The sequence below is a fragment of the Aquabacterium olei genome, from assembly GCF_003100395.1.
Classification (GTDB): Bacteria; Pseudomonadota; Gammaproteobacteria; order Burkholderiales; family Burkholderiaceae_C; genus Aquabacterium; species Aquabacterium olei.
The window spans coordinates 85,165-105,962 of sequence record NZ_CP029210.1; the positions used below are offsets into that span (position 1 = coordinate 85,165).

18 protein-coding genes are annotated in these 20,798 nt (G+C 68.2%); 5 read left to right on the forward strand and 13 right to left on the reverse strand.

The annotated features are described in order from the left end of the window. The first annotated feature begins 1 nt into the window (after position 1). A complete protein-coding gene (locus DEH84_RS00350) occupies positions 2-211 on the forward strand; it encodes a DUF1289 domain-containing protein (protein WP_109033786.1) in 210 nt (69 codons plus the stop codon). Positions 212-227: 16 nt separating this feature from the next. On the opposite strand, the gene DEH84_RS00355 is transcribed toward DEH84_RS00350, so the two are convergent. Together DEH84_RS00355 and DEH84_RS00360 are read right to left on the reverse strand one after the other, a co-directional pair. After that, a complete protein-coding gene (locus DEH84_RS00355) occupies positions 228-1,253 on the reverse strand; it encodes a helix-turn-helix domain-containing protein (RefSeq protein ID WP_109033787.1) in 1,026 nt (341 codons plus the stop codon). An 84-nt stretch (positions 1,254-1,337) separates the two neighbouring features. Then, positions 1,338-2,165, reverse strand: a complete 828-nt coding sequence (locus DEH84_RS00360) for a TorF family putative porin (RefSeq protein WP_109033788.1) — start codon at positions 2,163-2,165, stop codon at positions 1,338-1,340. 202 nt (positions 2,166-2,367) lie between these two features. On the opposite strand from DEH84_RS00360, the gene eat reads away from it, so the two are divergent. The 4 genes from eat to DEH84_RS00380 all read left to right on the forward strand — a co-directional run bounded on the left by eat (position 2,368) and on the right by DEH84_RS00380 (position 7,533). Next, positions 2,368-3,765, forward strand: coding sequence for an ethanolamine permease (eat, locus tag DEH84_RS00365; RefSeq protein ID WP_109033789.1), 1,398 nt, complete (start codon positions 2,368-2,370; stop codon positions 3,763-3,765). A 2-nt stretch (positions 3,766-3,767) separates the two neighbouring features. Next, positions 3,768-5,177 carry an ethanolamine ammonia-lyase subunit EutB gene (locus DEH84_RS00370; protein ID WP_109033790.1) on the forward strand — a complete coding sequence of 470 codons (1,410 nt, stop codon included), beginning with the start codon at positions 3,768-3,770 and terminating at the stop codon, positions 5,175-5,177. Then, complete coding sequence (gene eutC / locus DEH84_RS00375; RefSeq protein ID WP_109033791.1) at positions 5,177-6,043, forward strand: ethanolamine ammonia-lyase subunit EutC; 867 nt, start codon at positions 5,177-5,179, stop codon at positions 6,041-6,043. Before DEH84_RS00370 ends, eutC begins: the two co-directional genes overlap by 1 nt. Positions 6,044-6,138: 95 nt before the next feature. Further along, entirely contained in the window at positions 6,139-7,533 is a 1,395-nt protein-coding gene (locus DEH84_RS00380; RefSeq protein WP_109033792.1) for an L-serine ammonia-lyase, read from the forward strand. A 58-nt stretch (positions 7,534-7,591) separates the two neighbouring features. Here DEH84_RS00380 and DEH84_RS00385 read toward each other — a convergent pair whose 3' ends face one another. From DEH84_RS00385 to DEH84_RS00435, 11 genes are all read right to left on the reverse strand, one after another. Further along, a complete protein-coding gene (locus DEH84_RS00385; protein ID WP_109033793.1) occupies positions 7,592-8,017 on the reverse strand; it encodes a hypothetical protein in 426 nt (141 codons plus the stop codon). 73 nt (positions 8,018-8,090) lie between these two features. After that, entirely contained in the window at positions 8,091-8,477 is a 387-nt protein-coding gene (locus tag DEH84_RS00390; RefSeq protein ID WP_245932641.1) for a YfeK family protein, read from the reverse strand. After that, a complete protein-coding gene (locus DEH84_RS00395; protein WP_109033794.1) occupies positions 8,474-9,535 on the reverse strand; it encodes an SEL1-like repeat protein in 1,062 nt (353 codons plus the stop codon). The genes DEH84_RS00390 and DEH84_RS00395 overlap by 4 nt, the downstream gene beginning before the upstream one ends. A gap of 46 nt (positions 9,536-9,581) precedes the next feature. Next, entirely contained in the window at positions 9,582-10,031 is a 450-nt protein-coding gene (locus tag DEH84_RS00400; RefSeq protein WP_109038124.1) for a DUF3304 domain-containing protein, read from the reverse strand. An 80-nt stretch (positions 10,032-10,111) separates the two neighbouring features. After that, a complete protein-coding gene (locus tag DEH84_RS00405; RefSeq protein ID WP_109033795.1) occupies positions 10,112-12,307 on the reverse strand; it encodes a T6SS phospholipase effector Tle1-like catalytic domain-containing protein in 2,196 nt (731 codons plus the stop codon). After that, a complete protein-coding gene (locus DEH84_RS00410) occupies positions 12,304-13,059 on the reverse strand; it encodes a DUF3304 domain-containing protein (RefSeq protein ID WP_109033796.1) in 756 nt (251 codons plus the stop codon). The genes DEH84_RS00405 and DEH84_RS00410 overlap by 4 nt, the downstream gene beginning before the upstream one ends. A gap of 17 nt (positions 13,060-13,076) precedes the next feature. Then, positions 13,077-13,955, reverse strand: a complete 879-nt coding sequence (locus DEH84_RS00415; protein ID WP_109033797.1) for a DUF4123 domain-containing protein — start codon at positions 13,953-13,955, stop codon at positions 13,077-13,079. Further along, a complete protein-coding gene (locus DEH84_RS00420) occupies positions 13,904-16,945 on the reverse strand; it encodes a type VI secretion system Vgr family protein (RefSeq protein WP_109038125.1) in 3,042 nt (1,013 codons plus the stop codon). The genes DEH84_RS00415 and DEH84_RS00420 overlap by 52 nt, the downstream gene beginning before the upstream one ends. Positions 16,946-17,084: 139 nt before the next feature. Beyond that, positions 17,085-17,567 carry a DUF456 domain-containing protein gene (locus tag DEH84_RS00425; RefSeq protein WP_109033798.1) on the reverse strand — a complete coding sequence of 161 codons (483 nt, stop codon included), beginning with the start codon at positions 17,565-17,567 and terminating at the stop codon, positions 17,085-17,087. A 49-nt stretch (positions 17,568-17,616) separates the two neighbouring features. Beyond that, positions 17,617-19,278 carry a diguanylate cyclase domain-containing protein gene (locus DEH84_RS00430; RefSeq protein ID WP_109033799.1) on the reverse strand — a complete coding sequence of 554 codons (1,662 nt, stop codon included), beginning with the start codon at positions 19,276-19,278 and terminating at the stop codon, positions 17,617-17,619. 61 nt (positions 19,279-19,339) lie between these two features. After that, the gene (locus DEH84_RS00435; protein WP_109033800.1) at positions 19,340-20,701 is read right to left on the reverse strand and encodes a PQQ-dependent sugar dehydrogenase; all 1,362 of its coding nucleotides are present in this window, start codon (positions 20,699-20,701) and stop codon (positions 19,340-19,342) included. Between the last annotated feature and the right edge of the window lie 97 nt (positions 20,702-20,798).

Below are 20,798 nucleotides of genomic sequence, written 5' to 3' on the forward strand. Positions count from 1 at the left end.
CATGTCGTTGCCCGTTCAACCCGCCGCCCCCGAGCCCTCCGTGCCCAGCCCGTGCCGCAGCCTGTGCAAGCTGGACGCCGACAAGGTCTGCACCGGCTGTGGCCGCACGATCGACGACATCCGCGCCTGGCGCGAGATGCCCGATGCCGAGCGAATGGCGTGTGTGGTGCGGGCCGAAGCGCGCCGCCTGGCCTGGGGCCAGTTGGCGTGAGGGCGTGCGCGGGCGCTCAGTGCGCGCCGCGGGTCAATGTGTCGGATGGGCTTTCGCCGAAGAGCTTGCGGTAGTCCAGTGCGAACTGGCTCAAATGCCAGAAGCCCCAGCGCGCGGCCACATCCTGCACGCCCTGCCCATGGCGCGCAGCCTCGCGCAGATGGCGGCGGGCGCCATTGAGGCGGATCGCGCGCAGGTACTGGATCGGGCTCAGGCCCATGACCTCTTCGAAACAGTACTGCAGCGTGCGGCGGCTCACGTGCAGGCGCTCGCACAGCTCGGGCACCGTCACCGCCTGGTCCGGGTGCGCCAGCACGTACTCGCGTGCGTGGGCCACCACCTTCTGCCGGCGGGCCACGCTCTGCCGTACTGCGGTGTCGGCTTCGCTGGTGTCAAGCAGATCGAGCAGCAGGCTCAGCACGGCCCCTTCCATGGCCACCAGGTCGGCGCCGTGCCAGCCGGTGGCATGCGGTTCGCTGAGCGGCAGCAGCCCGTCCAGCGCGTTCAGGCAGGCGTGCCGGGCACCTTCCTGCACGCGCAGCACCTCCGCCTGATGCAGCGCGTCCCAGTCGACATGGCAGCCTTGCCGTGCGGCTGCGTCCTGCAGTGCCTGGCGCTGCACCACCACGCCGAACAGGCTGTGGCGGTCGGGGGTGACGAGGTCGAAGCGCTCGCCGCCCGGGCGTACCATCACGTCGTGCGAGCCGTGCAGGCGGCCGTTGATGCGGGTGGGCAGCGTGGCGGCCGGGTCGGGCACGCCGAACCAGAAGGAATCGGCCCAGACCTCGCACGACTGGCGCAGCGCCTGGCTGGTCTGCTCGCGGAAGACCTGGATGTGGGGCAGGCGCCACTCGGTCAGCCGGCCGACGAAGCACCCAGCCCCGAGCTGGTCGTACTGCTGATGCCAGGCGGTCAGGTTGTGCGCGTGTTCATCGACGTCCTGCGCGACCGCCTGGTGCAGGCCCGACGGGGTGGCCGCGAGCGCGCCCCACAGCGGTGCAGCAGGCAGAGGGAGGTCGGCTACGAGCGGGTGGGCGGGCATGGTGCAGGGCGGAAAACAGCGTCAGCCCTGCTTCAAGCAACTTTCCTACCCGTTTTGCGGTGCCCCCCGACGCCTGTCATCCGATCAGAAGGCCCGGGTCAGGCTGGCCACCCAGCGCGTGCCCACCACATTCCGTCCTCGCCCGTTGGAATCGAAGAAGGTCCACAGTGCGGTGTCGCCCTTCTTGGCGTCGCCGGTGTTGTGGCTGGCCGCCAGCGAGAAGGTCCAGGGGCCTTCCACGCGCGTCACCCCCACCTTCACGTCGGTGAAGTTGTACGGGCCGAAGTTCTTGACGATCTGGCGGCCGGCATGCAGGTTGAGCGTCCAACCCGGGGCGATCTCCGGGTTCCAGTTGGCCTCGACATAGGTCGAGCCGCGCGAGCTCTTGTTGGCGCCGCTGTAGGGGTCCACCGCAAAGCCGGACCAGTGCGAACTGACGGCATGCCAGATCCCGGCCGAGGCGGCGCCGTGGCTGACGGCCGCGTGCAACTCCTGGGTGTCGTAGCTCACGTGCTTGCCATCGGCATCGCGCGTGAAGGCGCCAGGGAACCAGTAGCTGATGAAGCCCAGTTCCAGCCCCACGCCCGGGCTGAGCTCGGTGCGCCAGCCGCCATACAGGTCGATCTCGGTGCCCGAACCGTTGGGGTAGGCCGCGTTCGACACGCCCGAGCCGAACAGGCCGGCGAACCAGCCGTCCCGGTGTGTCGCGTCGAAGGTCAACTGGGCAGCGGGCTTGCCCTGGGTTTGCGACACACCGCGGAACAGGTAGTCGGACACCACGCCGGCGGTGCCGGTCAGGGTCCAGCCGGAGGCCGTGGTCGTCTGCGCGTGGCCGCACAGCGGGGCAAGCAGGGCCAGCGAGGCCGCAAGGGGCAAGACGGGAAGGCGGCGCAGCGCGTGGATCAGGGACATGCGTGAGGCTCCATGTGGGTTGCTGAGGCACCTCCAGTATTTCGGGCGTTCGGCGGAAATCCTTATCAAGATTCGGCAAACCTGCGGCGCCAGCCCGCGCCCTCCCACAGGTTTGCCGAAATCCGATAACGCCCGCCCGGGGGCCTTTCTACAGTGAGCTCAGATCCATCCACCTGCGCGCCCTTGCCGGCCCGTTGCCATCATGTCGACCTCACCCCCCACCGGTTCGCACACCCTCAAGCCCGTGCTGAGCACCCTTCAGCTCTGGGGCATTGCCGTCGGCCTCGTCATATCGGGCGAGTACTTCGGCTGGAGCTTTGGCTGGGCCTCGGCCGGCACGCTGGGCTTCATGGTCACGGCGCTGTTCGTGGCCACCATGTACACGACCTTCATCTTCAGCTTTACCGAGCTGACCACGTCGATTCCGCATGCCGGCGGTCCGTTCGCCTACAGCCGCCGCGCCTTCGGGCCCAAGGGCGGCTACCTGGCCGGTGCGGCCACCTTGATCGAGTTCGTGTTCGCGCCACCGGCCATTGCGCTGGCCATCGGGGCCTACCTGAACGTGCAGTTCCCCTCGCTCGACCCGAAGACCGCCGCCCTGGGCGCCTACCTGATCTTCATGGCCCTCAACATCGTCGGCGTGCAGATTGCCGCCACCTTCGAACTGCTGGTGACGCTGCTGGCCATCTTCGAGCTGCTCGTCTTCATGGGCGTGGTCTCGCCCGGTTTCTCCGTGGCCAACCTGGTCAAGGGCGGTTGGTCCGGCCAGGACGAATTCAGCCTGGCGGCCATCCCCGGCATCTTCGCCGCCATCCCGTTTGCCATCTGGTTCTTCCTGGCGATCGAAGGCGTGGCCATGGCCGCGGAAGAAGCCAAGGACCCGAAGCGCTCCATTCCCATCGCCTACATCACCGGCATCCTGACGCTGGTGGCGCTGGCGATCGGCGTGATGGTGTTTGCCGGCGGCGCGGGCGACTGGACCCAGCTGGCCAACATCAACGACCCGCTGCCCCAGGCCATGAAGATGATCGTCGGCGAGAACAGCGGCTGGTTGCACATGCTGGTGTGGCTGGGCCTGTTCGGCCTGGTGGCCAGCTTCCACGGCATCATCCTGGGCTACTCGCGCCAGATCTTCGCGCTGGCCCGCGAAGGCTATCTGCCTGCCTTCTTCGCCCAGGTTCACCCGCGTTTTCACACGCCGCACCGCGCCATCCTGGCCGGTGGGGTGGTCGGCATCGCCGCCATCTACAGCGACCAGCTGATCCAGTTTGGCGGCCAGACGCTGACGGCCAACATCGTCACGATGAGCGTGTTCGGCGCCATCCTCATGTACATCCTCAGCATGCTGAGCCTGTTCAAGCTGCGCCGCACCGAGCCCGGCATGGTGCGGCCCTTCCGTGCGCCGCTGTACCCGGTCTTCCCGGCCATCGCGCTGTGCGGCGCCCTGGTGTGCATGGCCACGATGGTCTATTACAACCCCTTGATCTTCGGCGTGTTCGTGGCCATGCTGGCCGTGGGTTACGTGTACCACCTCGCCACGGGCCACCAGCGCGCCCAGCCCACCGACGCCGCACCGGCCGTGAAGCCCGCCCTGCACTGACGATGACCGAGACCACCGCGCCGCGCTACATCCACCGGGTGGGGGCCCACACCTTCACCTTCCGGGACCTGAAGGACCTGATGGCCAAGGCCACGCCCGCGCGCTCCGGCGACCGGCTGGCCGGCGTGGCCGCGGGCTCGGCGCAAGAGCGCGTGGTGGCCCAGATGGCGCTGGCCGAGTTGCCGCTGGCCACCTTCCTGAACGAGGCGCTGATCCCGTATGAAGAGGACGAGGTCACCCGCCTCATCCTCGATACGCACGATGCCGCCGCCTTTGCGCCCATCGCCCACCTGACCGTGGGCGACTTTCGCAACTGGCTGCTGGCCGACGACACCGATGCCGATGCGCTCGCTGCGGCGGCACCCGGCATCACGCCCGAGATGGCGGCGGCCGTCAGCAAGATCATGCGCAACCAGGACCTGATCCTGGTCGCTCGCAAATGCGCGGTGCGCTCGGCCTTTCGCAACACCATCGGCCTGCCGGGGCGCTTCTCCACGCGGCTGCAACCCAATCACCCGACCGACGACGCCAGCGGCATCGCGGCCAGCATGCTCGACGGCCTGCTCTATGGCAGCGGCGACGCCGTCATCGGCATCAACCCGGCCACCGACAACGTGCCCCAGGTCATCAAGCTGGTGACCATGATGGCCGAGGTGATCGACCGCTACGAGATCCCCACGCAGTCGTGCGTGCTGACCCACGTCACCAACACCATCCAGGCCATCGAGCGCGGCGCACCGGTCGACCTGGTCTTCCAGTCCATCGGCGGCACGGAGGCCACCAACCGCAGCTTCGGCATCGACCTGGCCGTGCTGGGCGAGGCCCGCGCGGCGGCGCTGTCGCTGCACCGCGGCACGGTCGGCGACAACGTCATGTACTTCGAAACCGGCCAGGGCAGTGCGCTGTCGGCCAACGGCCACCATGGTGTCGACCAGCAGACCTGCGAGGCCCGCGCCTATGCCGTGGCGCGCCACTTCAAGCCGCTGCTGGTCAACACGGTGGTGGGCTTCATCGGACCGGAGTACCTGTACGACGGCAAGCAGATCATCCGCGCCGGGCTGGAAGACCACTTCTGCGCCAAGCTGCTGGGGCTGCCCATGGGCTGCGACGTCTGCTACACCAACCACGCCGAAGCCGACCAGAACGACATGGACGTGCTGCTGACGCTGCTGGCCGCGGCCGGCTGCACCTTCGTGATGGGCATCCCGGGTTCGGACGACATCATGCTGAACTACCAGACCACGTCCTTCCACGATGCGCTGTATGCGCGCCGCGTGCTGGGCTTGCGGCCGGCGCCCGAGTTCGAAGCGTGGCTGGCCCGCGTGGGCATCTTCAGCCAGGCCGATGCGGGCTTCCGCCTCCCGGAGGGCATGCCGGCCTTGTTTCAGCCTGCGCTCAAGGGGGCGGCCTGATGGCACAGGATGATCGTTCCGACGCGCCCCCGCTGGTGCACGCCAACCCCTGGGCCGCGCTGCGCCACTTCACCGCCGCGCGCATCGGGCTCGGGCGGGCCGGCGTGAGCCAACCCACGCAGCCGCAACTGGCCTTCCAGCTGGCGCACGCCCAGGCACGCGATGCCGTGCACCTGGCGCTGGATCTGGACGCGCTGCGACAGGCGCTGGCTTCGCTCAAGCTGGGCTGCCTGCGGCTGCACAGCGCGGCCACCGACCGCGACACCTACCTGCAGCGGCCCGACCTGGGGCGAAGGCTGGACGCGGCCTCACGGGCGCAACTGACCGAGCGCCGTGATGCGGGCGGCAGCCGGGCAACGGCCGGGCCCGACGCGCCCTCCGCGCGGTCCTACGACCTCGCCTTTGTCGTGGCCGATGGCCTGTCTGCGCTCGCGATCGGCAGCCACGCCCTGCCCTTTCTGCAGCGCATGGTGCCCCGCCTTCGCGACGAAGGCTGGCGCATCGCCCCGATCGCCCTGGTCGAACAAGGCCGCGTGGCCGTGGCCGACGAGGTGGGCGAGCTGCTCGGCGCCCGCCTGGTGGTGATCCTGATCGGAGAACGGCCGGGCCTGAGTTCACCCGACAGCATGGGTCTGTACATGACCTGGATGCCGCGTGTGGGCCTGACCGACGCCAGCCGCAACTGCATCTCGAACGTGCGGCCCGCTGGTCTGCCTTACGACGAAGCCGCCGACAAGCTGCACTGGCTGCTGACCGAAGCCCGCCGCCGCGAACTGACCGGCGTGGGCCTGAAGGACGAGACCGCCCAGCCCGCCGATGCGCTGGGGCTGGGCGCGCGCAACTTCCTGCTGCCGGACAAGGGGTGACGCGAGGCGGCTGGGGCCCGCCCTGCCCCTGTGCCCATCAGGGCTTGGTGGAATCCGCCATGCCGCGCGGCCCCGTTCCGCCGAACAATGGGGTCATGGCTGTCAGCGTCTTCGACCTCTTCAAGATCGGCATCGGGCCCTCGAGCTCGCACACCGTGGGGCCCATGCGCGCCGCGCGGATGTTTGCCGAGCGCCTGCAGCGCGGCGGCCTGCTGAACCGCACCGCCCGCGTCACCGTGGCGCTGTATGGCTCGCTGGGCGCCACCGGCAAGGGCCACGGCAGCGACAAGGCCGTGCTGCTGGGTCTGGCCGGCCACGAGCCCGAATCGGTGGACGTGGATGCCATCCCGGCCGTGCTGGCCGCCATCCGCGAAGCAGGGCGCATCGCGCTGCTGGGGTCTCACGACATCGCCTTCGCCGAACGCGACGACCTGATCTTCCACCGCCGCGAATCGCTGCCCTTTCACGCCAACGGCATGGCGTGCACGGCCTTTGACGACGCTGGCACCGTGCTCGACGCGCAGCGCTACTACTCGGTGGGCGGCGGCTTCGTGGTCAGCGAACAGGTGGCCGAAGACGGCCAGCGCCACAAGGTCATTGCTCCCGACTCCACCGTGCTGCCGCTGCCGTTTCGCAGCGCCGACGAGTTGCTGGCGCTGGCGCGCCGTGAAGGCCTGAGCATCGCCGCCGTCATGCGACGCAACGAACGCCACTGGCGCAGCGACGACGAGATCGACCGCGGCTTGCTGCGCATCTGGCGCGTGATGCAGGACTGCGTGGCCCGCGGCTGCGCCACCGACGGCACCCTGCCTGGCGGCTTCAAGGTGCGGCGGCGCGCGGCCGAGCTGCACCGACAGCTGTCGACGCCGCCCGATGCCGCCGCCGCACAGGACCCCTTGCGCGCCATGGACTGGATCAACCTCTACGCCCTGGCCGTGAACGAGGAGAACGCCGCGGGGGGGCGTGTGGTGACGGCGCCCACCAACGGCGCGGCCGGCATCGTGCCCGCTGTGCTGCACTACTACCGGCAGTTCGTGCCCGGCGCCAGCGAGCAGGGCGTCATCGACTTCCTGCTGACGGCCGGCGCCATCGGCATCCTCTACAAGGAAAACGCCAGCATCAGCGGGGCGGAGGTGGGCTGCCAGGGCGAGGTGGGCGTGGCCTGCTCGATGGCCGCCGGCGCGCTGTGCGCCGTGTTGGGCGGCACGCCCGAGCAGGTCGAGAACGCCGCCGAGATCGGCATGGAGCACCACCTGGGCCTGACCTGCGACCCGGTGGGTGGGCTGGTGCAGATCCCGTGCATCGAGCGCAACGCGATCGCGTCGGTGAAGGCCGTGAACGCGGCCCGCATGGCGCTGCGCGGCGATGGGCGCCACCACGTGAGCCTGGACAAGGTCATCAAGACCATGCGCGAAACCGGCGCCGACATGATGAGCAAGTACAAGGAGACGGCCCGCGGCGGGCTGGCCGTCAACATTGTGGAGTGCTGAGGAGAGAGCGGGTCAACGAGGGTAGCGGCCGCTCGGCGTGCGGGCGGCCATGCGGTGCTCAGCGGCGCACGCAGCGCTCGAAACCGTGGTTGCCGCCCTTGAACTCGGCCTCGTAATAGAACTTCTGGAAGCTGGCCTTGCCCTTGCGCACCGAGACCGTGCCCAGGCCGGTGCCGTAGTCCTTGGTGGACGGATCGGTCAGGGCAAAGGTGATGGCGATGTGCGAGCCCGTGGCCACGGCCTGACCCAGGTAGGTGCCGAAATCGGGCACGTCCATCTTGAACGCGTAAGAGCCATAAGCGCCCACGCTCTGCGACTTCTCGAGCGCCATGGTGACGACGGCGGTGTAGGGGCCTTCCTTGGCGTCCTGGCCGGTGCAGTCGTACACGCCGCTGAGGTCAGGGCCCTGGAAAGGCTTGGCGGCGTGGGCGGGGAGGATGAGGGCGGCGGCGAGGGCCAGGATGGGGGTGAGGCGGGTGGGCATGGGACCGGGTCAACTGGAAACGACAGCGGTGTGATCTTGCCTCAAGGGCGCACGCAGTCCAAGCTGTTCGATGTCAGGACCCCGGATGGCGCACTTGTTTGAGTGTCCGTGTCATCCACTGTGCGCTGGGTTCTGCCGGGGCCGTACCGCAGCGCACCTGGTAGGCCTGACCGGTCATGCTGCTGCGGGTGGCGGCCTGCTCGATGAAGGCCTCGGCCGACGGGACGCCCCCGCGCTTGTCCTCGAGGTAATCGAGCTTGCGCAACATGTGGGCTTTCGCCTCGGTGGCACTGAACCAGCTGCCATTGCGCTGGAACACGCAACCCGATTGCTGCAGCGCCTTCAACAGCCCATCGATCTCGGATCGGGTGGTGGCCGGTGTGGCGGCATGGCTGACGTGGCACGCCAGGGCTGCGAGCACCGTGCAGAGGGCCCGGCTCAGGCGTGCACCTGGGCTCACTTGCTGCCCCATGCGAGCGGCCGCCCCGTTGCCGGATCCAGTCCCTTGGCGCGGGCCATTTCGGCAATGCGTGCCTCGCTGGGCAACGGCGGCGGGATGTTGGCCTCGAACTCCTCCTGCCACTTGAACTTGCCGTTCCAGGGCGGCAGTTTGGCGGGGGGCAGGGGCACGATGTCGTCGAGTTCGGGGACGGAGGGGTTGAGGTAGGAGTAGGCCCCGAGGAAGCGCGCGATGGCTTTGTAGCGCGCTGAACGTTCCGGGTCTGGCTTGAGGGCCATGTAATCAAGCCGATCGTTGGGGTCCTCGCTTCTGAAGCCCCCCTCAAGGAATGCAGCTGCCAGTTCACTACCAGCCTTCGTTCCGAGTTGAAGCGCATACACCGCGCTTTTGTACTCTCCGACGGTTTGGAAATCGACCCCCACCCTCTGTGCCGAAACTTTGTGCCCTTGTTCTCCTGCGCAGAGCATCATCTTCCGTCCGATTTCAGGCGCCTTGGTGATGGGCGAGAGCTGGACGCCGATCCAGTATTGCGCCTCCGGGTTGCCCAGGTCCGCGGCCTTGCGGATGTACTGCATCCCCGCCTCGGAGTCCCGCTTGACGCCGTAGCCGCTACGCAGGAACTGACCCATGTCGAAGTACCCACCGGGGATGCCGCGGCGAATGAGGTCCTCCACCAGATTTACCCGCTCGGTCACTGGCGTTGCACTGACCGCCTGCCCCCGGTCAAGCAGATCGCGCAGCTCCACGTTGGCCTTGTCATGGCCGTAGGCTGTCGCAATGCGGATCAGGCGCTCGACCTTCGGGAACACCGCCGGGTCGCGCTTGAGGATGTTGCCGCGGCGAAGCCCGCGGGCGTGCTTGTAGAGTTGGTCGGCCTCGGGATCGCGCGGTGGAATGCGATCCTTTTCGTGCGTGCAGATGAACGTGGGCTTCTCCGATTCGTCGTGTGTCGTCTCTTGTACAGGAGCTGCCTTCTGCTCAGGTCGACCAGGCGAGCCGAATGCAGGGACGAAGGTGCTCGCGAGCAGCAGACATGCGAGAGAGGCTTGTATCTTCATTGGTGCTTGACGGCGTGTTGCCGCTCCGGCTCTGGCATGCTCTCGCTCATTCAGGGGTGCGATGCGCATTTTCAGGACAGTGCTCCGTAACCGGTGGCATCGGATAGTGATCCCAAGGCGCCTTTTGCGGAATTGGTGTTCGAGGGCCTCGGTAAACTGGAGACCACGGTGCATAGTTGGACACCACCGCCCTGACGCCGCCATCCGGAAGAAAGTGAACAAACAGTTCACCCAGTTCGGTATAGCGATCAAGCAGGACACGTCGCCGGAAACACCGCCATGTTCCCTCGCGCCAGTTGGCCACCTCCCATCGCACCTCAATGCTGGCGGCGGGTTTCCACTTCAGCGGAATGCGCGCACAGCAAACGACGCGACCGCCCTTCCCGGCCTGAAACCCATGGCGCCCGTCTACCCAGAAGTCCTGCACGCTGAGGTGGTCTGCCAAGTGGTCCACGCCCGTCATGCTCACGCCTTCCATGACCACACGCTCGCCCATGGCGTGACTGTTGCTCGCCCAGAGTGAGATCACGAGGACAAGGATCGTGGGGCGGAGGCCGTGGGCTCCGATCTGCCCTCTCATGCGATGGCACGCGGTCTGTCCGGGGCCACAGCATCCGGTGTCGTGGGCTTTGGCGGTCGCGCATTGGAAATTAGCATCCTGTCCGAGCCCGCGTACACCTTGCGATAGCGGAGGTAGCCCGCCTTCGCAAGCAGGAAGGGCTCACGGCCTTCGGTCAGCATGCGAGGAATCTGCTTCGTCCTGTGGAACTCCATGGCAGCCTGGCGCTGAGCGTCGGTCAACCCGTCGCCATTTGGCATCTCCCGGCCGGCGTGGTGCCTCTGGCTTGCGCGCTCCGCCCGCTGGATCCGCTTGTGCCAATCTTCCAGCATGGCCTCCATGTCGTCCTGGCTATCCGGGTTACCGGGCACCAGCTTGAACCAGGCACGGGAGTCATGCACGTACTCGTCGAAGAAGGCCGCTGCGGTATCCGTGATCGGTGTGGCCGCATGCCACCATGTGGCCAGTTCTTCCCATTCGCGCGCATGGTCGTCCGAGAAGCCCGGAGACTGCCGTTTCGGCACGAAGTCCGGCCCCTTGCGCCGGAGCCACTGCTGGAAGGCGTCCAGCTCATTTTCCAGTTCCCTGTTGGCCGAATGCAGGTCGTTCTGATCGAAGGTCGATGAACGCCTGAAGCTGTCCGTTTCATGCAGCGGCAGCGACTGCCCGACACGCCGCAGCAGACGCCACTGGATGTACAGCTGGCGCTGTTCCCGGAAGATGTCGGTGAGCGACGATGGCCACACCGTCTGCCCCGACTGAGTCACGACGGGCTTTCCGGCCTTGCAGACCTCCAGGTAGCGGTTGAAGTCGTCGATGGTGCGCCGTGACAGTGCAAACCGCTTCTTCGCCTTGTCCGACGCCAACTCGAGCTTCAGCGGCACACCAGACAGGCGGGCCTCGCGGTACATCATGATGAGCGGAATGCGCGACAGCATATCCTCGCCCTCGGTGCTCAGGCCTTTGCCTTGCTCCTGCGGCGCATAGCCACCGCCGATGTCGGAGTGCACGCCGGGCAGCACGATCTCCTGCAGGTTCTCGCTGTATTGCCCGTTGACCGAGATCGAGTCCAGTGGGAAGCTGCGCCGCACCTCATGGGCGGCCACCAGGTGCAGGCAGCGTACATCCGACGGAACGCGCAAGCTGACTTCTGCATCCGACCAAGCCGAGTGCCCGTCGAGCCAGCGGCCGAACGCCGAGTTCCCCAGTGTGTTGGCCAGACCCACCGAGGCCACGGTGTCGAAAATGCCGAGGAACTCGATCTCGAATGGGAAGCCACCCAGCGTCATTGCGTGCTTTGTGGACATGCCAGAGAGCTGCGCGTCGAGCTTGCCGAGCGCCTGCAGCCAGTTCACGAACACACGTGCCTTGGTCGCGCCACGAGAGAAGCCGAAGACCGATACATTGATCTTCTCGACCATACCGGGATCTAGCCGCGCCGGCTTCAGGTCCGGGCCGGTGGGCCAGTGTGGCCGGATCGCGTCATGCAGCCGAGTCAGCAGGCCCGTGAAGGCCTCGCGGGTGGCGCGCGCTGGGTCTGCTGCGCCGTCGTCGCTGGGGTCGGCAAACCAGCCGCGCTCAGACAGCCGCTTTAACGTGTTGGCAGACAAGTACGTCCGGTTGGCGAGCCGGTGAGCCTCGTCGGCCGTGATCAGCATGGCCCCCTGCTTAAAGAAGCGATGCACGTTGTTGATGGCCTGGACCAATGCCCACACTAGACGGGCGCTGCCATTGTTGGCGGCCGCCGCACCCAGCGTGCCATCGAGCAGGCCCTTGCCGGTGTCGCCGATCTGCTGGAACTCGGTGCCCACCCCCGGCACATAGACCTTGAAGAAGTGCTTGTACAGCTCGGGCTTGTAGGCCCAGTCGGTGTCAGGCGCGAGCACGCCGGGCACGCTTTGCCCCGGATAGACGTCGTAAAGGCGTGCGACGTTGCTGTGACAGTTGGGGGATTTGCGTTCGTTGTCTTCTTTGCGCTTTGTCGCAGCGGCCTGTGAGTCGCTGGGCTCGCACGCCATGTAATTGTTGCGCGTCCCGTCGAAGAAGAAGCCGAAGAAGAGGTTGTACTTGCAGGACTCGCCGGGTTTGCCGTATTGGGGTTGTTCGCGGGGTTCCGTCTTTCGAAGCGTCTCGGCGCTGTCTTTATCGAAGAATGCGCTGACATTGGATGCGCTCTCAAACTGTGAGCCCACTCGGTCACATAGCTTGATCATCGAGGCTCTTCCCCTTCCAATTTCTTCACCTGTGCTTTGCTTTTCACCAAGCCCTCCGAGTACTCGCGCCGAAGGTGTGCCAGGTAGGCGGGATCTGAAGGCCCGGTGTATCCCTTGAGCTCTGCAGGTCTGTACCTAGCAGCGTGAGCCCAAGCGCTATTACTTCTTTCCTTCGGTGCTTGCTCAAGCTCGGCCAATAGCTCCTCGTAAAGGCGAACTCCGTCACGTGCGCTCTCGTAATAAATCTTCCAAATCTTCGTCCGGTAAGCCAACGACGGCTTGGGCCACCCCTTGACCGACCCCGTCCACTGCGGGTGTTCCGGCGATACCATGCTGTTGAGCACCTCCACTCGCCCATCCGCGAATTGCAGCACCCACAGCGTGCCAAGCTCGCCGGGCTCATAGCGCGGCACTTCCACCAACTGTTCGGTCACGTCGTCGCGGACCCACTTCCCGCCTTCTGAGACGCCTTTGTAGCTGCGCACCTTGAGCTTCATGCCGGGCTGCCATTGACGCGGCAGGTCGAAGCAGCACATCTGGCCACCGGCGGAGAAAGGCGTGAGTTCGCCCGAACTGACCCGGTTGTCCGCGCGTACGGTGTCGTAGACCGACATGCTGTAGTCGAAGTCGGTGTAGTTCACGCCCACCACAGGCAGGCCCAGCTGCTTGGGCGCCGAGCTGCATGCCGTGCTGCCAAGCAGCAGAATGAGGGCGGACAGGCGCCACGCGGTTCGGGTGAAAGATGTGATCAAGCGAGGTTCTCCTCAGACTAGGCGCGCAAGGCGGTTTCCGTGTCTGGTGTGTTGGGCGGGGTGTCAGCCGCATCCGCGCGCCCGGCTTCCGATAGCCAGTGGTCGACCCAGTCAAGATGGGCGCGTTCCGGCAGCTTGTGTTGCTGGGCCGCCTCCAGTGCCTGGGCTGCCAGGCGATATCGCGCTGCGTGCGTCAACTGCTGATGGCGCCCTTGGGTCATGAAGCGAAACAGCATTTCGTCAACCGCTGCATCGTCCAGCATTTGGTCGAACTGGTCCTGCTCGAGCGTCACTTCGTCCGGGATGGCGGCGTCGGGTGTGGCCTCGATCGGCAGTTCATGCCATGCGCCGTCGCGCCCGATGTGGTGCCAGGCGATGGCCGGGCCGATGAAAGCCGCACGCTGCGCATCGCTCAGTGCAGCGAGGAAGCCCGGCAGGCGTCGGGTATCCGGAAAGCGGCAGTTGAACCACTGGTTCCCGACTTGCACCACACACCAGGGGCGCAAGCGGGCCGTCCAGTCCTCCAACGGTTCGGGCGTGATCACGGCGCTGAGCGCCGGAGCCCCCGAGCCCGCCTGGAGCACAGTCAGCAAAGCGGTGTTGTGGGGCGCAAAGGTGAGGGTCAAAGGGCTGACGCTGCGCAGCGTGGCCGGGTCACCCGGATTGCCATCGAACAAGGCAAGCCAGCGGGTCGAGGCCCCGAACCGTTGATGCGTACCCGGGACAAAAACGCTGTCAAACAGCAGGTGAACGTGATGCCCCTCCAGGAGGCGGCCCTGCAGACGCTGCAGATGGTCAGCCCAGTCTGGCACCCAGGGATCGATGAAATCGAGCGCCATGTCGATCAACCCACCGAGGTGAAAACAGGCGCGGCCGCCAGCGACTTCTTGAGGCATTCGACGCAGATGCTCTTGGGCATCTGAGGAAAGGTCGCACTTTGCTGACCACCGCCCACCATCGCCTTCTTCCCCGCCTTCACCGTGATCTTCCCCGGACACTGCGCCGTGAAGCTGCCCCCCTCAATGATGATGCTCGCTCCACCCGACACCGCCAGCACGACCTTCTTGGCGGCTGCGATGTTCACCACCCCATTCGCCGTCTTCAACTCCAGCGTCTGCTTGGCCGCCACCTGCGCCGCCCCGGCCTGCGCCTGCATGTCCACCGCGCCTTGCGCGGCGATCATCGTCAGTCCCTTGCCCGCGGCGTCCGCCCCCGGCTGAATCGCCCCGGCCAGCACACCGATGGCCTGCCCGGTGTGCACGCGGGCCTGCCCGCCCACGGCCACCTGCGTATCCTGCCCGCTGGCGATCTGCACGGTGTCCTGCGCACTGAGGTGCAGGTCCTGCCCGGCCGTCAGGCCCAGTCCGGCCTTGCCGATCAGGGCGATGTCGGGGTCGACCATGTGCGGCACCTTGCCGGCGCCAGGTGCGGTGCAGCGGTCTGCCGCGTCGCTGCATGCGTCGCCCAGGCTCGCCGAGCTGACCATGCCGCTCAGGCTCTTGGTGAGCGCGGCCGCCGGGGCGGCGCCCTCATCGAGTGCACTCTGGCCGGCGCCCAGTGAGCCCGCCGCGGTGGCCACGCCCACCGTCTGGTGCGTGGTGGCCGCCTGGTGGAAGGTCTGGCTCAGTTGCTGCGCCTGCTTGGCCAGCGCCATGCCGGGCGCGTTGTCGCCGGCCGGTGTGGCGCTCTGGCCTAGCGCCTGCGGCAAGGCATAGGTGCTCAGCATCACGCCGCGCGCGGCGCGCAGGCCGCCCCAGGCGTCGGTGCGCAGCTCCAGGCCCAGGCCACGCAAGCTGCCGCGGTGGTTGTCGGCCTGGTGCAGCAGGTGGCCCATCTGCAGCCAGGTCTGCGCCTGCGTGGTGTGCAGGGCCAGGCGCTGCTGGCCGGGCGTGTCGTCGAACACCAGCTGGTTGTGGCCGCTGCCGCCGAACTCCTTGCTCTTGACGCCGCTGAGCGCCGCCGCATTGGCCTGGCCCTCGCTGCCGTCGGTGGCACTGCCCGGCGCGGCGCCGTGCCACGCGGGGCTGTGGCCGCCCGCTCCGGCGGCCACCCGGTTCATCTGGCTGGCCGGGCGGTGGTCGGTGGATTGAGCCAGCGCCGTGGTGTCGGCCTGGGCGGCCTCGCCACCCGGAGTGGGCGGCAGGCCCGATTCACCCCGGCCGTTGTAGAGCGCACCGATGACCACGGGGCGGTCGATGTCGTTGCCCAGGAAGCCGACCAGCACCTCCTGGCCGATGCGCGGAATGAACTGTTGGCCCATCCCGGGGCCGGCAGCACGCTGCACGACGCGCAGCCAGCAGCTGTGGTCGATGTTGGCGCGCTGCGGCGCAAACGGGTTGGCCTGCCAGTGGAACTGCACCTTGATGCGGCCGAGGGCGTCGGTGTGCAGTTCGTCGGCGCCGCTGGGGGAGATGGCGCCACCCGGGCCCACGACGATGGCCGTCTGCGGGCCCAGTGCGGTGGGGCGCGGCCGGGGGCGCAGGCCGGTGTCGTCGAGCAGCACGGGGCGCCACGGCACGCTGCGGCGCAGGGCCTCGAACGCGCAGGCAAAGCCGGTGGCCGCTGCGCGCTCGTGCAGGGCCTCGGTGTCGGCATCGGCCGCCACTCCCGAACGGGCCTGCAGGTCAGAGGCGCCGATGGTCTGGGCCACTGCCTCGCCCAGGTCTTTGGGCAGGTTGTTGACGCCGAGCGCCGTCACCCGCGTGGTGAAGAACTGCTTGTCCTCGTCCTTGAGGCCCAGCGCGGCCAGCGGGTCGAGCGTGCTCTGGGTCAGCGCAAACCAGGTGCCGGCACGCAGCGTGCGCACGGTGCCGTGGCCGAGCCAGGTCTTGTAGCGGGCCTCGTGGGCTTCCTGCAGCAGGGTGGCGAGGAAGGTGGCCTCGTCGCTGCCGCTGAAGAGGAAATCGCCCGTGGGGTCGTAGCTGGCCAGCCAGCCCTGCAGACTGGAGGCCTCTTCGCCACCCCACGGATTTGCGGTGGGTACCTCCGCCGTGATGGCAGTGTGGGCCTTGTAGTCCCAGCCCTGCACCACGGTGGCAGTGGGGCCCAGCGCCCGCCAGGCACCCATGGCCTGGATGCTGTCCTGTGCTTCCTGGCTGCTGCTGCGGTGAAAGCGGATGCCGCCATGGCCGGCGCTGGTTCGGTCTTGCGGCTGGGCGGCGCTGCGCACGAAAAAGACCACGCGGTGGCCGCCGGGAGCCGTCTCGTCTTCCTCCACGCGCCAGGCGATGCCTTCTTCTGCCAGCAGGCGCTGCACGAAGGCGAGGTCGGATTCGCGGTACTGCGCGCAGTACGAGCGCATGCCGCCATTGCGGGCGAAGAGGCCTTGCGCCACGTGGTCGGGCACGCCGTCGTCCCATTGCCAGGCGGCCACAGCGGCATGGTCGGCAAACACGTCTTCGACGATGTCGATGACGCTCTTGTCCTGCCAGATGCGGCTTTGCAGGGTGTGGCCCAGCAGCGCGATCCAGGGCTGGATGACGAGCGCCTTGCGGGCCAGGCCGCCATCGGCATCCAGGCTGTGGGCCTCGGTGACGTAGCCGCTGCGGCGCGTGCGGCTGCCGTCGGCCAGCGTGGTGTGCAGGGTGACGGGGCGCGCGTAGAGCTGTTTGAGCGCGACGTGGGTGTCGAGCACGAGGGCGTGCAGTTCGAGCCGGAAAGGTTCGGAGACGGCTTCGTGCAGCGCGAAGCGCTCGACCATGAGGTCGGCCGGCAGGGGGCGTTCGCTGGACGCGCCCGTGAGGGTGTAGAGCCGGGTGTCGGACTGCCAGCTTGCGATCAGTTGCCGCAGCAGACGCCCCAACCCGGCCTGTGCGGCCGAGCCGATGGCGGACGCGGCGGCCTGGCCTGCAGACGTGACAGCGTCCGGCAGGAGTGATGTGCCCATGCCCATGGCGGGTTCCCTGAAATCTGTTTGTGTGCGCGGGTGCGCTTGGATGGCAGGATTTTGAGCGGGGCCGCGAGGCTTTCGTCCACCCCGTATGGGTGAGGCTGAAACAGCTTGTAAGGCGCGTGTCCGGCCGCAGTCAGCCGACGAACCAGGCCAGCCCGAACCAGCCGACCATGGCCGCCGCCAGGATCAGCTTGAGGACCAGTGCGAGCACGAAGCCCAGGCCGGCGGCGACCCCGGCGCGCGCTGCGCGGGCCGGGTCGCGCCGAGAGACCCATTCGCCCAGCAAGGCGCCCAGCATGGGCCCGAGGATGAGGCCCGGCAGACCGCCGAAGAGGCCCGCGACGGAGCCGATGCCGGCGCCGCCCATGGCGCTCTGGCTGGCGCCCGCGCGCTTGACCGCGATCACGGCCGCGACGTAGTCGACCAGCCAGCCGAGCAGGGCCAGCAGGCCCAGGCCGAGCAGCGTGCCGCCGCCCACGCGGGCGTAGCCGTCCGCCCAGGTGGCCAGCCACATGCCCACGAAGATCAGCGGCGTGCCGGGCAGCAAGGGCAGTACCACGCCGAGCACGCCGATGACGATGGCGGCGATGGCAAGAAAGGCGAGCAGAGGGTCCATGCGTGTTTCGACTCGGGTGCGAGCCGCGGGTTCCCTGCGCGGGCCCGGCTCAGCCCGCGAGCCGAGCCGGGTGGGTGTCCAGCACTTCGGGTTCGGCGAGGTGCAGCACGTAGCGGCCGCGGCCAGTCTGCTTGGCCTGGTACATCGCGCTGTCGGCGGTGCTCATCAACGCGTCGAACGAGCTGTCGCCATCGCCCAGCGCAATCCCGATGGACAGGCCCAGCGCGCACGGCTGCCCGGCGATCTGTACGGGCTCGGCGAGGGCCTGCATGCATTTGGTGGCCACGGCCCGTGCGCTGGCGCTGGCATCTTCGCTGTCCGGGCCGAGGTCGCTGAGCACCAGGGCGAACTCGTCGCCACCCACGCGGGACAGCGTGTCGCTTTCGCGAACGATGGCGGCGAGGCGGCGGCCCACTTCAACGAGGGCCAGGTCGCCGGCCTCATGGCCCAGGCTGTCGTTGATGGGCTTGAAGCCGTCCAGGTCCATGAAGAGGACGGCGAGCCGGGTGCGGGTGCGGCGGGCACGGGCCAGGGCCTGGCCCATGCGGTCGGCCAGCAGCAGGCGGTTGGGCAGCCCGGTGAGCGCGTCGTGGTGGGCCATGCGGGCCAGTTCGTTCTGGCTGTCGATGAGCCGGGCGAGCAGGCGATTGAAGGCCTTGGTGAGGTGGCCGACCTCGTCGTCGCGGACGACGGGCAGGGGGGCAAGCGGCATGTCGCCTCGGCTCATGCGGTCGGCGTGGTCGGCCGCGCGCAGCAGGGGGCGGAAGACGAGGTGCAGGCCGACCGAGGCCAGCAGCAGAAAGACGACGACCGTGGCCACGGCGTGCACGCGCACGAAATGCCGGGTGCGTGCGATCGTGACGAAGGCCTCGTCGGCGGGCATGCGGGCCACCACGAACCAGCCCGCGCCCGGTACCGGCGCCACACCGGCCACCGCTTCGGCCCCGCTTGCCTCGGTGATGAGTCCACCGCCCTGGTGACCGATGGCCGCCGCATCGAACAGCGGGATCTGCCCCATGGCCGGGGCATCGCGCAGCACCTGTTCGGGGTCGGTGGCCGCGACGATGAGGCGGTCGCGGGGCGAAATCACCAGCAGCCCGCCGGTGGAGCCCACCCGGGCTTGCGCCAGGGGCTGGAGAAACCCCGGGGCGTCCAGTGCCGTCAGGCCGGTGAGGACGGCCACCACGCGGCCTTGCGGATCGACGATGGGCGCCGCCATCGGGAGCAGCGTTTCGCCGGTCTGGGGTGCGCGCAGCGGCCGGCCGAGTGCCGGTGTGCCGTTGAAGGCGGTGCGAACCCAGGCGGGCATGGCCGCGGCCGTGCTGGATGCGAGCATCTGGGAGGCCGTCCGCACTTCGGCCAGGGCCCGGCCGTCGGGTGCGAGGATCGCGAGGCCGGGCACGAAGGCGGACTGCAGCCGGTGCTGGGTTGCCAGCCAGGCCTGGAGCGCCTCGGGGTCGGCCAGGTCTCCCAGCGGGGCGGCGGTGGCCAGGCGATGCAGCGTGCGTTCGCGTTCGTCGAGCTTGGCGGTGATGTCGCGCGCCACGTAGCCAGCCAGCGCGGCCTGCTGGCCGGCCATCACCGTGCCGAGGTCGTCGCGCAGGAAGGCCGGCAGCCGGTGATAGCGAACCACGGACCCAATGAGCGCCAGCGCCACGCCGAAGAGGACGAGACGTGTGACGATGCTGCTGGTAATGCGCCGGAATCCCATTGGGCGGGATCATAGGGACATCCCGGCCACGGCCCTAGGGGAAAAGCGAGGGACACCGCCCTCATTCCACGATGTGGGATGCGGTGCGGGGCGTGGGGCCGACACGCCACACCGTGTTGCCCACGTCATCGGCCACCAGCAGGGCGCCGCGGCCATCGAGCACCACGCCCACGGGGCGGCCCAGCGCCTTGCCATCCGTGCTCAGGAACCCCGTGAGCACGTCCACCGGCTCGCCCGAAGGCTTGCCTTGCGCAAACGGGATGAAGACCACCTTGTAGCCGCTGCGGGGCTTGCGGTTCCACGAGCCGTGCTGCCCGATGAACATGCCCTGCTGCCATTGCGGCGACAGGGTGTTGCCGGCGGCGTTGACGAGGCCCAGTGACGCGGTGTGTGCGCCCAGCGCATAGTCTGGCGTGATGGCCTGGGCGACCCGCTCGGGCTGTTGCGGCTTGACACGTTCGTCGACGTGCTGACCCCAGTAGCTGTAAGGCCAGCCGTAAAAACCGCCGTCCTGCACGGAAGTCAGGTAGTCCGGCACCAGGTCGTTGCCCAGTTCATCGCGTTCGTTCACGACGGTCCACAGCCGGCCGCTTTCCCATGCGAGTCCGTTGGGGTTGCGCAGCCCGGTGGCAAACAGCCGATGACGCCCGGTGGCCAGATCCAGTTCCCAGATGGCCGCACGCCCGACCTCCTGCTCCATGCCGTTCTCGGCCACGTTGCTGTTCGAGCCCACGGTGATGTAGAGACGTTGCCCGTCGGGCCGGGCGATCAGGTTCTTGGTCCAGTGGTGGTTGAGCGGGCCGCCCGGCAGGTCCAGCACTTTCTCCGGGGCGGCGTCGATGCGGGTCTGGCCGGGCTTGAACGGCAGGCGCACCACTGCGTCGGTGTTGGCCACATAGAGGTGGCCTCCGACCAGCGCCATGCCGAACGGCGAGTTCAGGCCGTCGCGCAGCACGGTGCGGACCTCGGCGCGCCCGTCGCCGTCGGCATCGCGCAGCAGGGTGATGCGGTTGGCGCTGGGGCCTGACGAGCCCGCCTTCTTCATGGCCCGGGCCATGAACCAGCCCCGGATGCCCTTGCCGTCCTCCGGCTTGGGCGGGGCATTGGTTTCGGCCACCAGCACGTCGCCATTGGGCAGTGCAAGCAGCCAGCGCGGATGGACCAGTCCGGTGGCGAAGGGCTGCACGCTGAGCCCCGCGGCAGCCGTCGGTTGCTGGCCGGCCGGCCACCCGGTGGCTTCGGCGATGTGGACCGTCGGCACCCACTGTCGGTTCGGTGCGGGCAGCGTCGGGGACGCGCCGTATCCGGCTGTGGTGGGCAGGTCGCTCGCATCACCGCACGCGCTGAGCACGAGGGCGCCGACAACGCCGGCGGCGAGGGCAAGGGCGCGAACGGCAGACCGGCAAGAGAGGGGACGGTGCATGGCGGCTCCTGGTGGCAAGGCACGGGTGGCGGGCTTCTTTTGGCAAGCATCGCGCCTGAAACGCGTCCGTACCACGTCGGGACACTGTGTCACGCGG

Excerpts from the sequence above, each read along its gene's own strand:
- DEH84_RS00425 (WP_109033798.1), bottom strand. The coding sequence starts at position 17,567 with ATGGACCCTCTGCTCGCCTTTCTTGCCATCGCCGCCATCGTCATCGGC.
- DEH84_RS00435 (WP_109033800.1), bottom strand. The coding sequence starts at position 20,701 with ATGCACCGTCCCCTCTCTTGCCGGTCTGCCGTTCGCGCCCTTGCCCTC.
- DEH84_RS00380 (WP_109033792.1), top strand. The coding sequence starts at position 6,139 with ATGGCTGTCAGCGTCTTCGACCTCTTCAAGATCGGCATCGGGCCCTCG.
- eat (WP_109033789.1), top strand. The coding sequence starts at position 2,368 with ATGTCGACCTCACCCCCCACCGGTTCGCACACCCTCAAGCCCGTGCTG.
- DEH84_RS00370 (WP_109033790.1), top strand. The coding sequence starts at position 3,768 with ATGACCGAGACCACCGCGCCGCGCTACATCCACCGGGTGGGGGCCCAC.
- DEH84_RS00405 (WP_109033795.1), bottom strand. The coding sequence starts at position 12,307 with ATGATCAAGCTATGTGACCGAGTGGGCTCACAGTTTGAGAGCGCATCC.
- DEH84_RS00360 (WP_109033788.1), bottom strand. The coding sequence starts at position 2,165 with ATGTCCCTGATCCACGCGCTGCGCCGCCTTCCCGTCTTGCCCCTTGCG.
- DEH84_RS00400 (WP_109038124.1), bottom strand. The coding sequence starts at position 10,031 with ATGGGCGAGCGTGTGGTCATGGAAGGCGTGAGCATGACGGGCGTGGAC.
- DEH84_RS00420 (WP_109038125.1), bottom strand. The coding sequence starts at position 16,945 with ATGGGCACATCACTCCTGCCGGACGCTGTCACGTCTGCAGGCCAGGCC.
- DEH84_RS00395 (WP_109033794.1), bottom strand. The coding sequence starts at position 9,535 with ATGAAGATACAAGCCTCTCTCGCATGTCTGCTGCTCGCGAGCACCTTC.
- DEH84_RS00430 (WP_109033799.1), bottom strand. The coding sequence starts at position 19,278 with ATGGGATTCCGGCGCATTACCAGCAGCATCGTCACACGTCTCGTCCTC.
- DEH84_RS00350 (WP_109033786.1), top strand. The coding sequence starts at position 2 with ATGTCGTTGCCCGTTCAACCCGCCGCCCCCGAGCCCTCCGTGCCCAGC.
- DEH84_RS00385 (WP_109033793.1), bottom strand. The coding sequence starts at position 8,017 with ATGCCCACCCGCCTCACCCCCATCCTGGCCCTCGCCGCCGCCCTCATC.
- eutC (WP_109033791.1), top strand. The coding sequence starts at position 5,177 with ATGGCACAGGATGATCGTTCCGACGCGCCCCCGCTGGTGCACGCCAAC.
- DEH84_RS00415 (WP_109033797.1), bottom strand. The coding sequence starts at position 13,955 with ATGCCTCAAGAAGTCGCTGGCGGCCGCGCCTGTTTTCACCTCGGTGGG.
- DEH84_RS00355 (WP_109033787.1), bottom strand. The coding sequence starts at position 1,253 with ATGCCCGCCCACCCGCTCGTAGCCGACCTCCCTCTGCCTGCTGCACCG.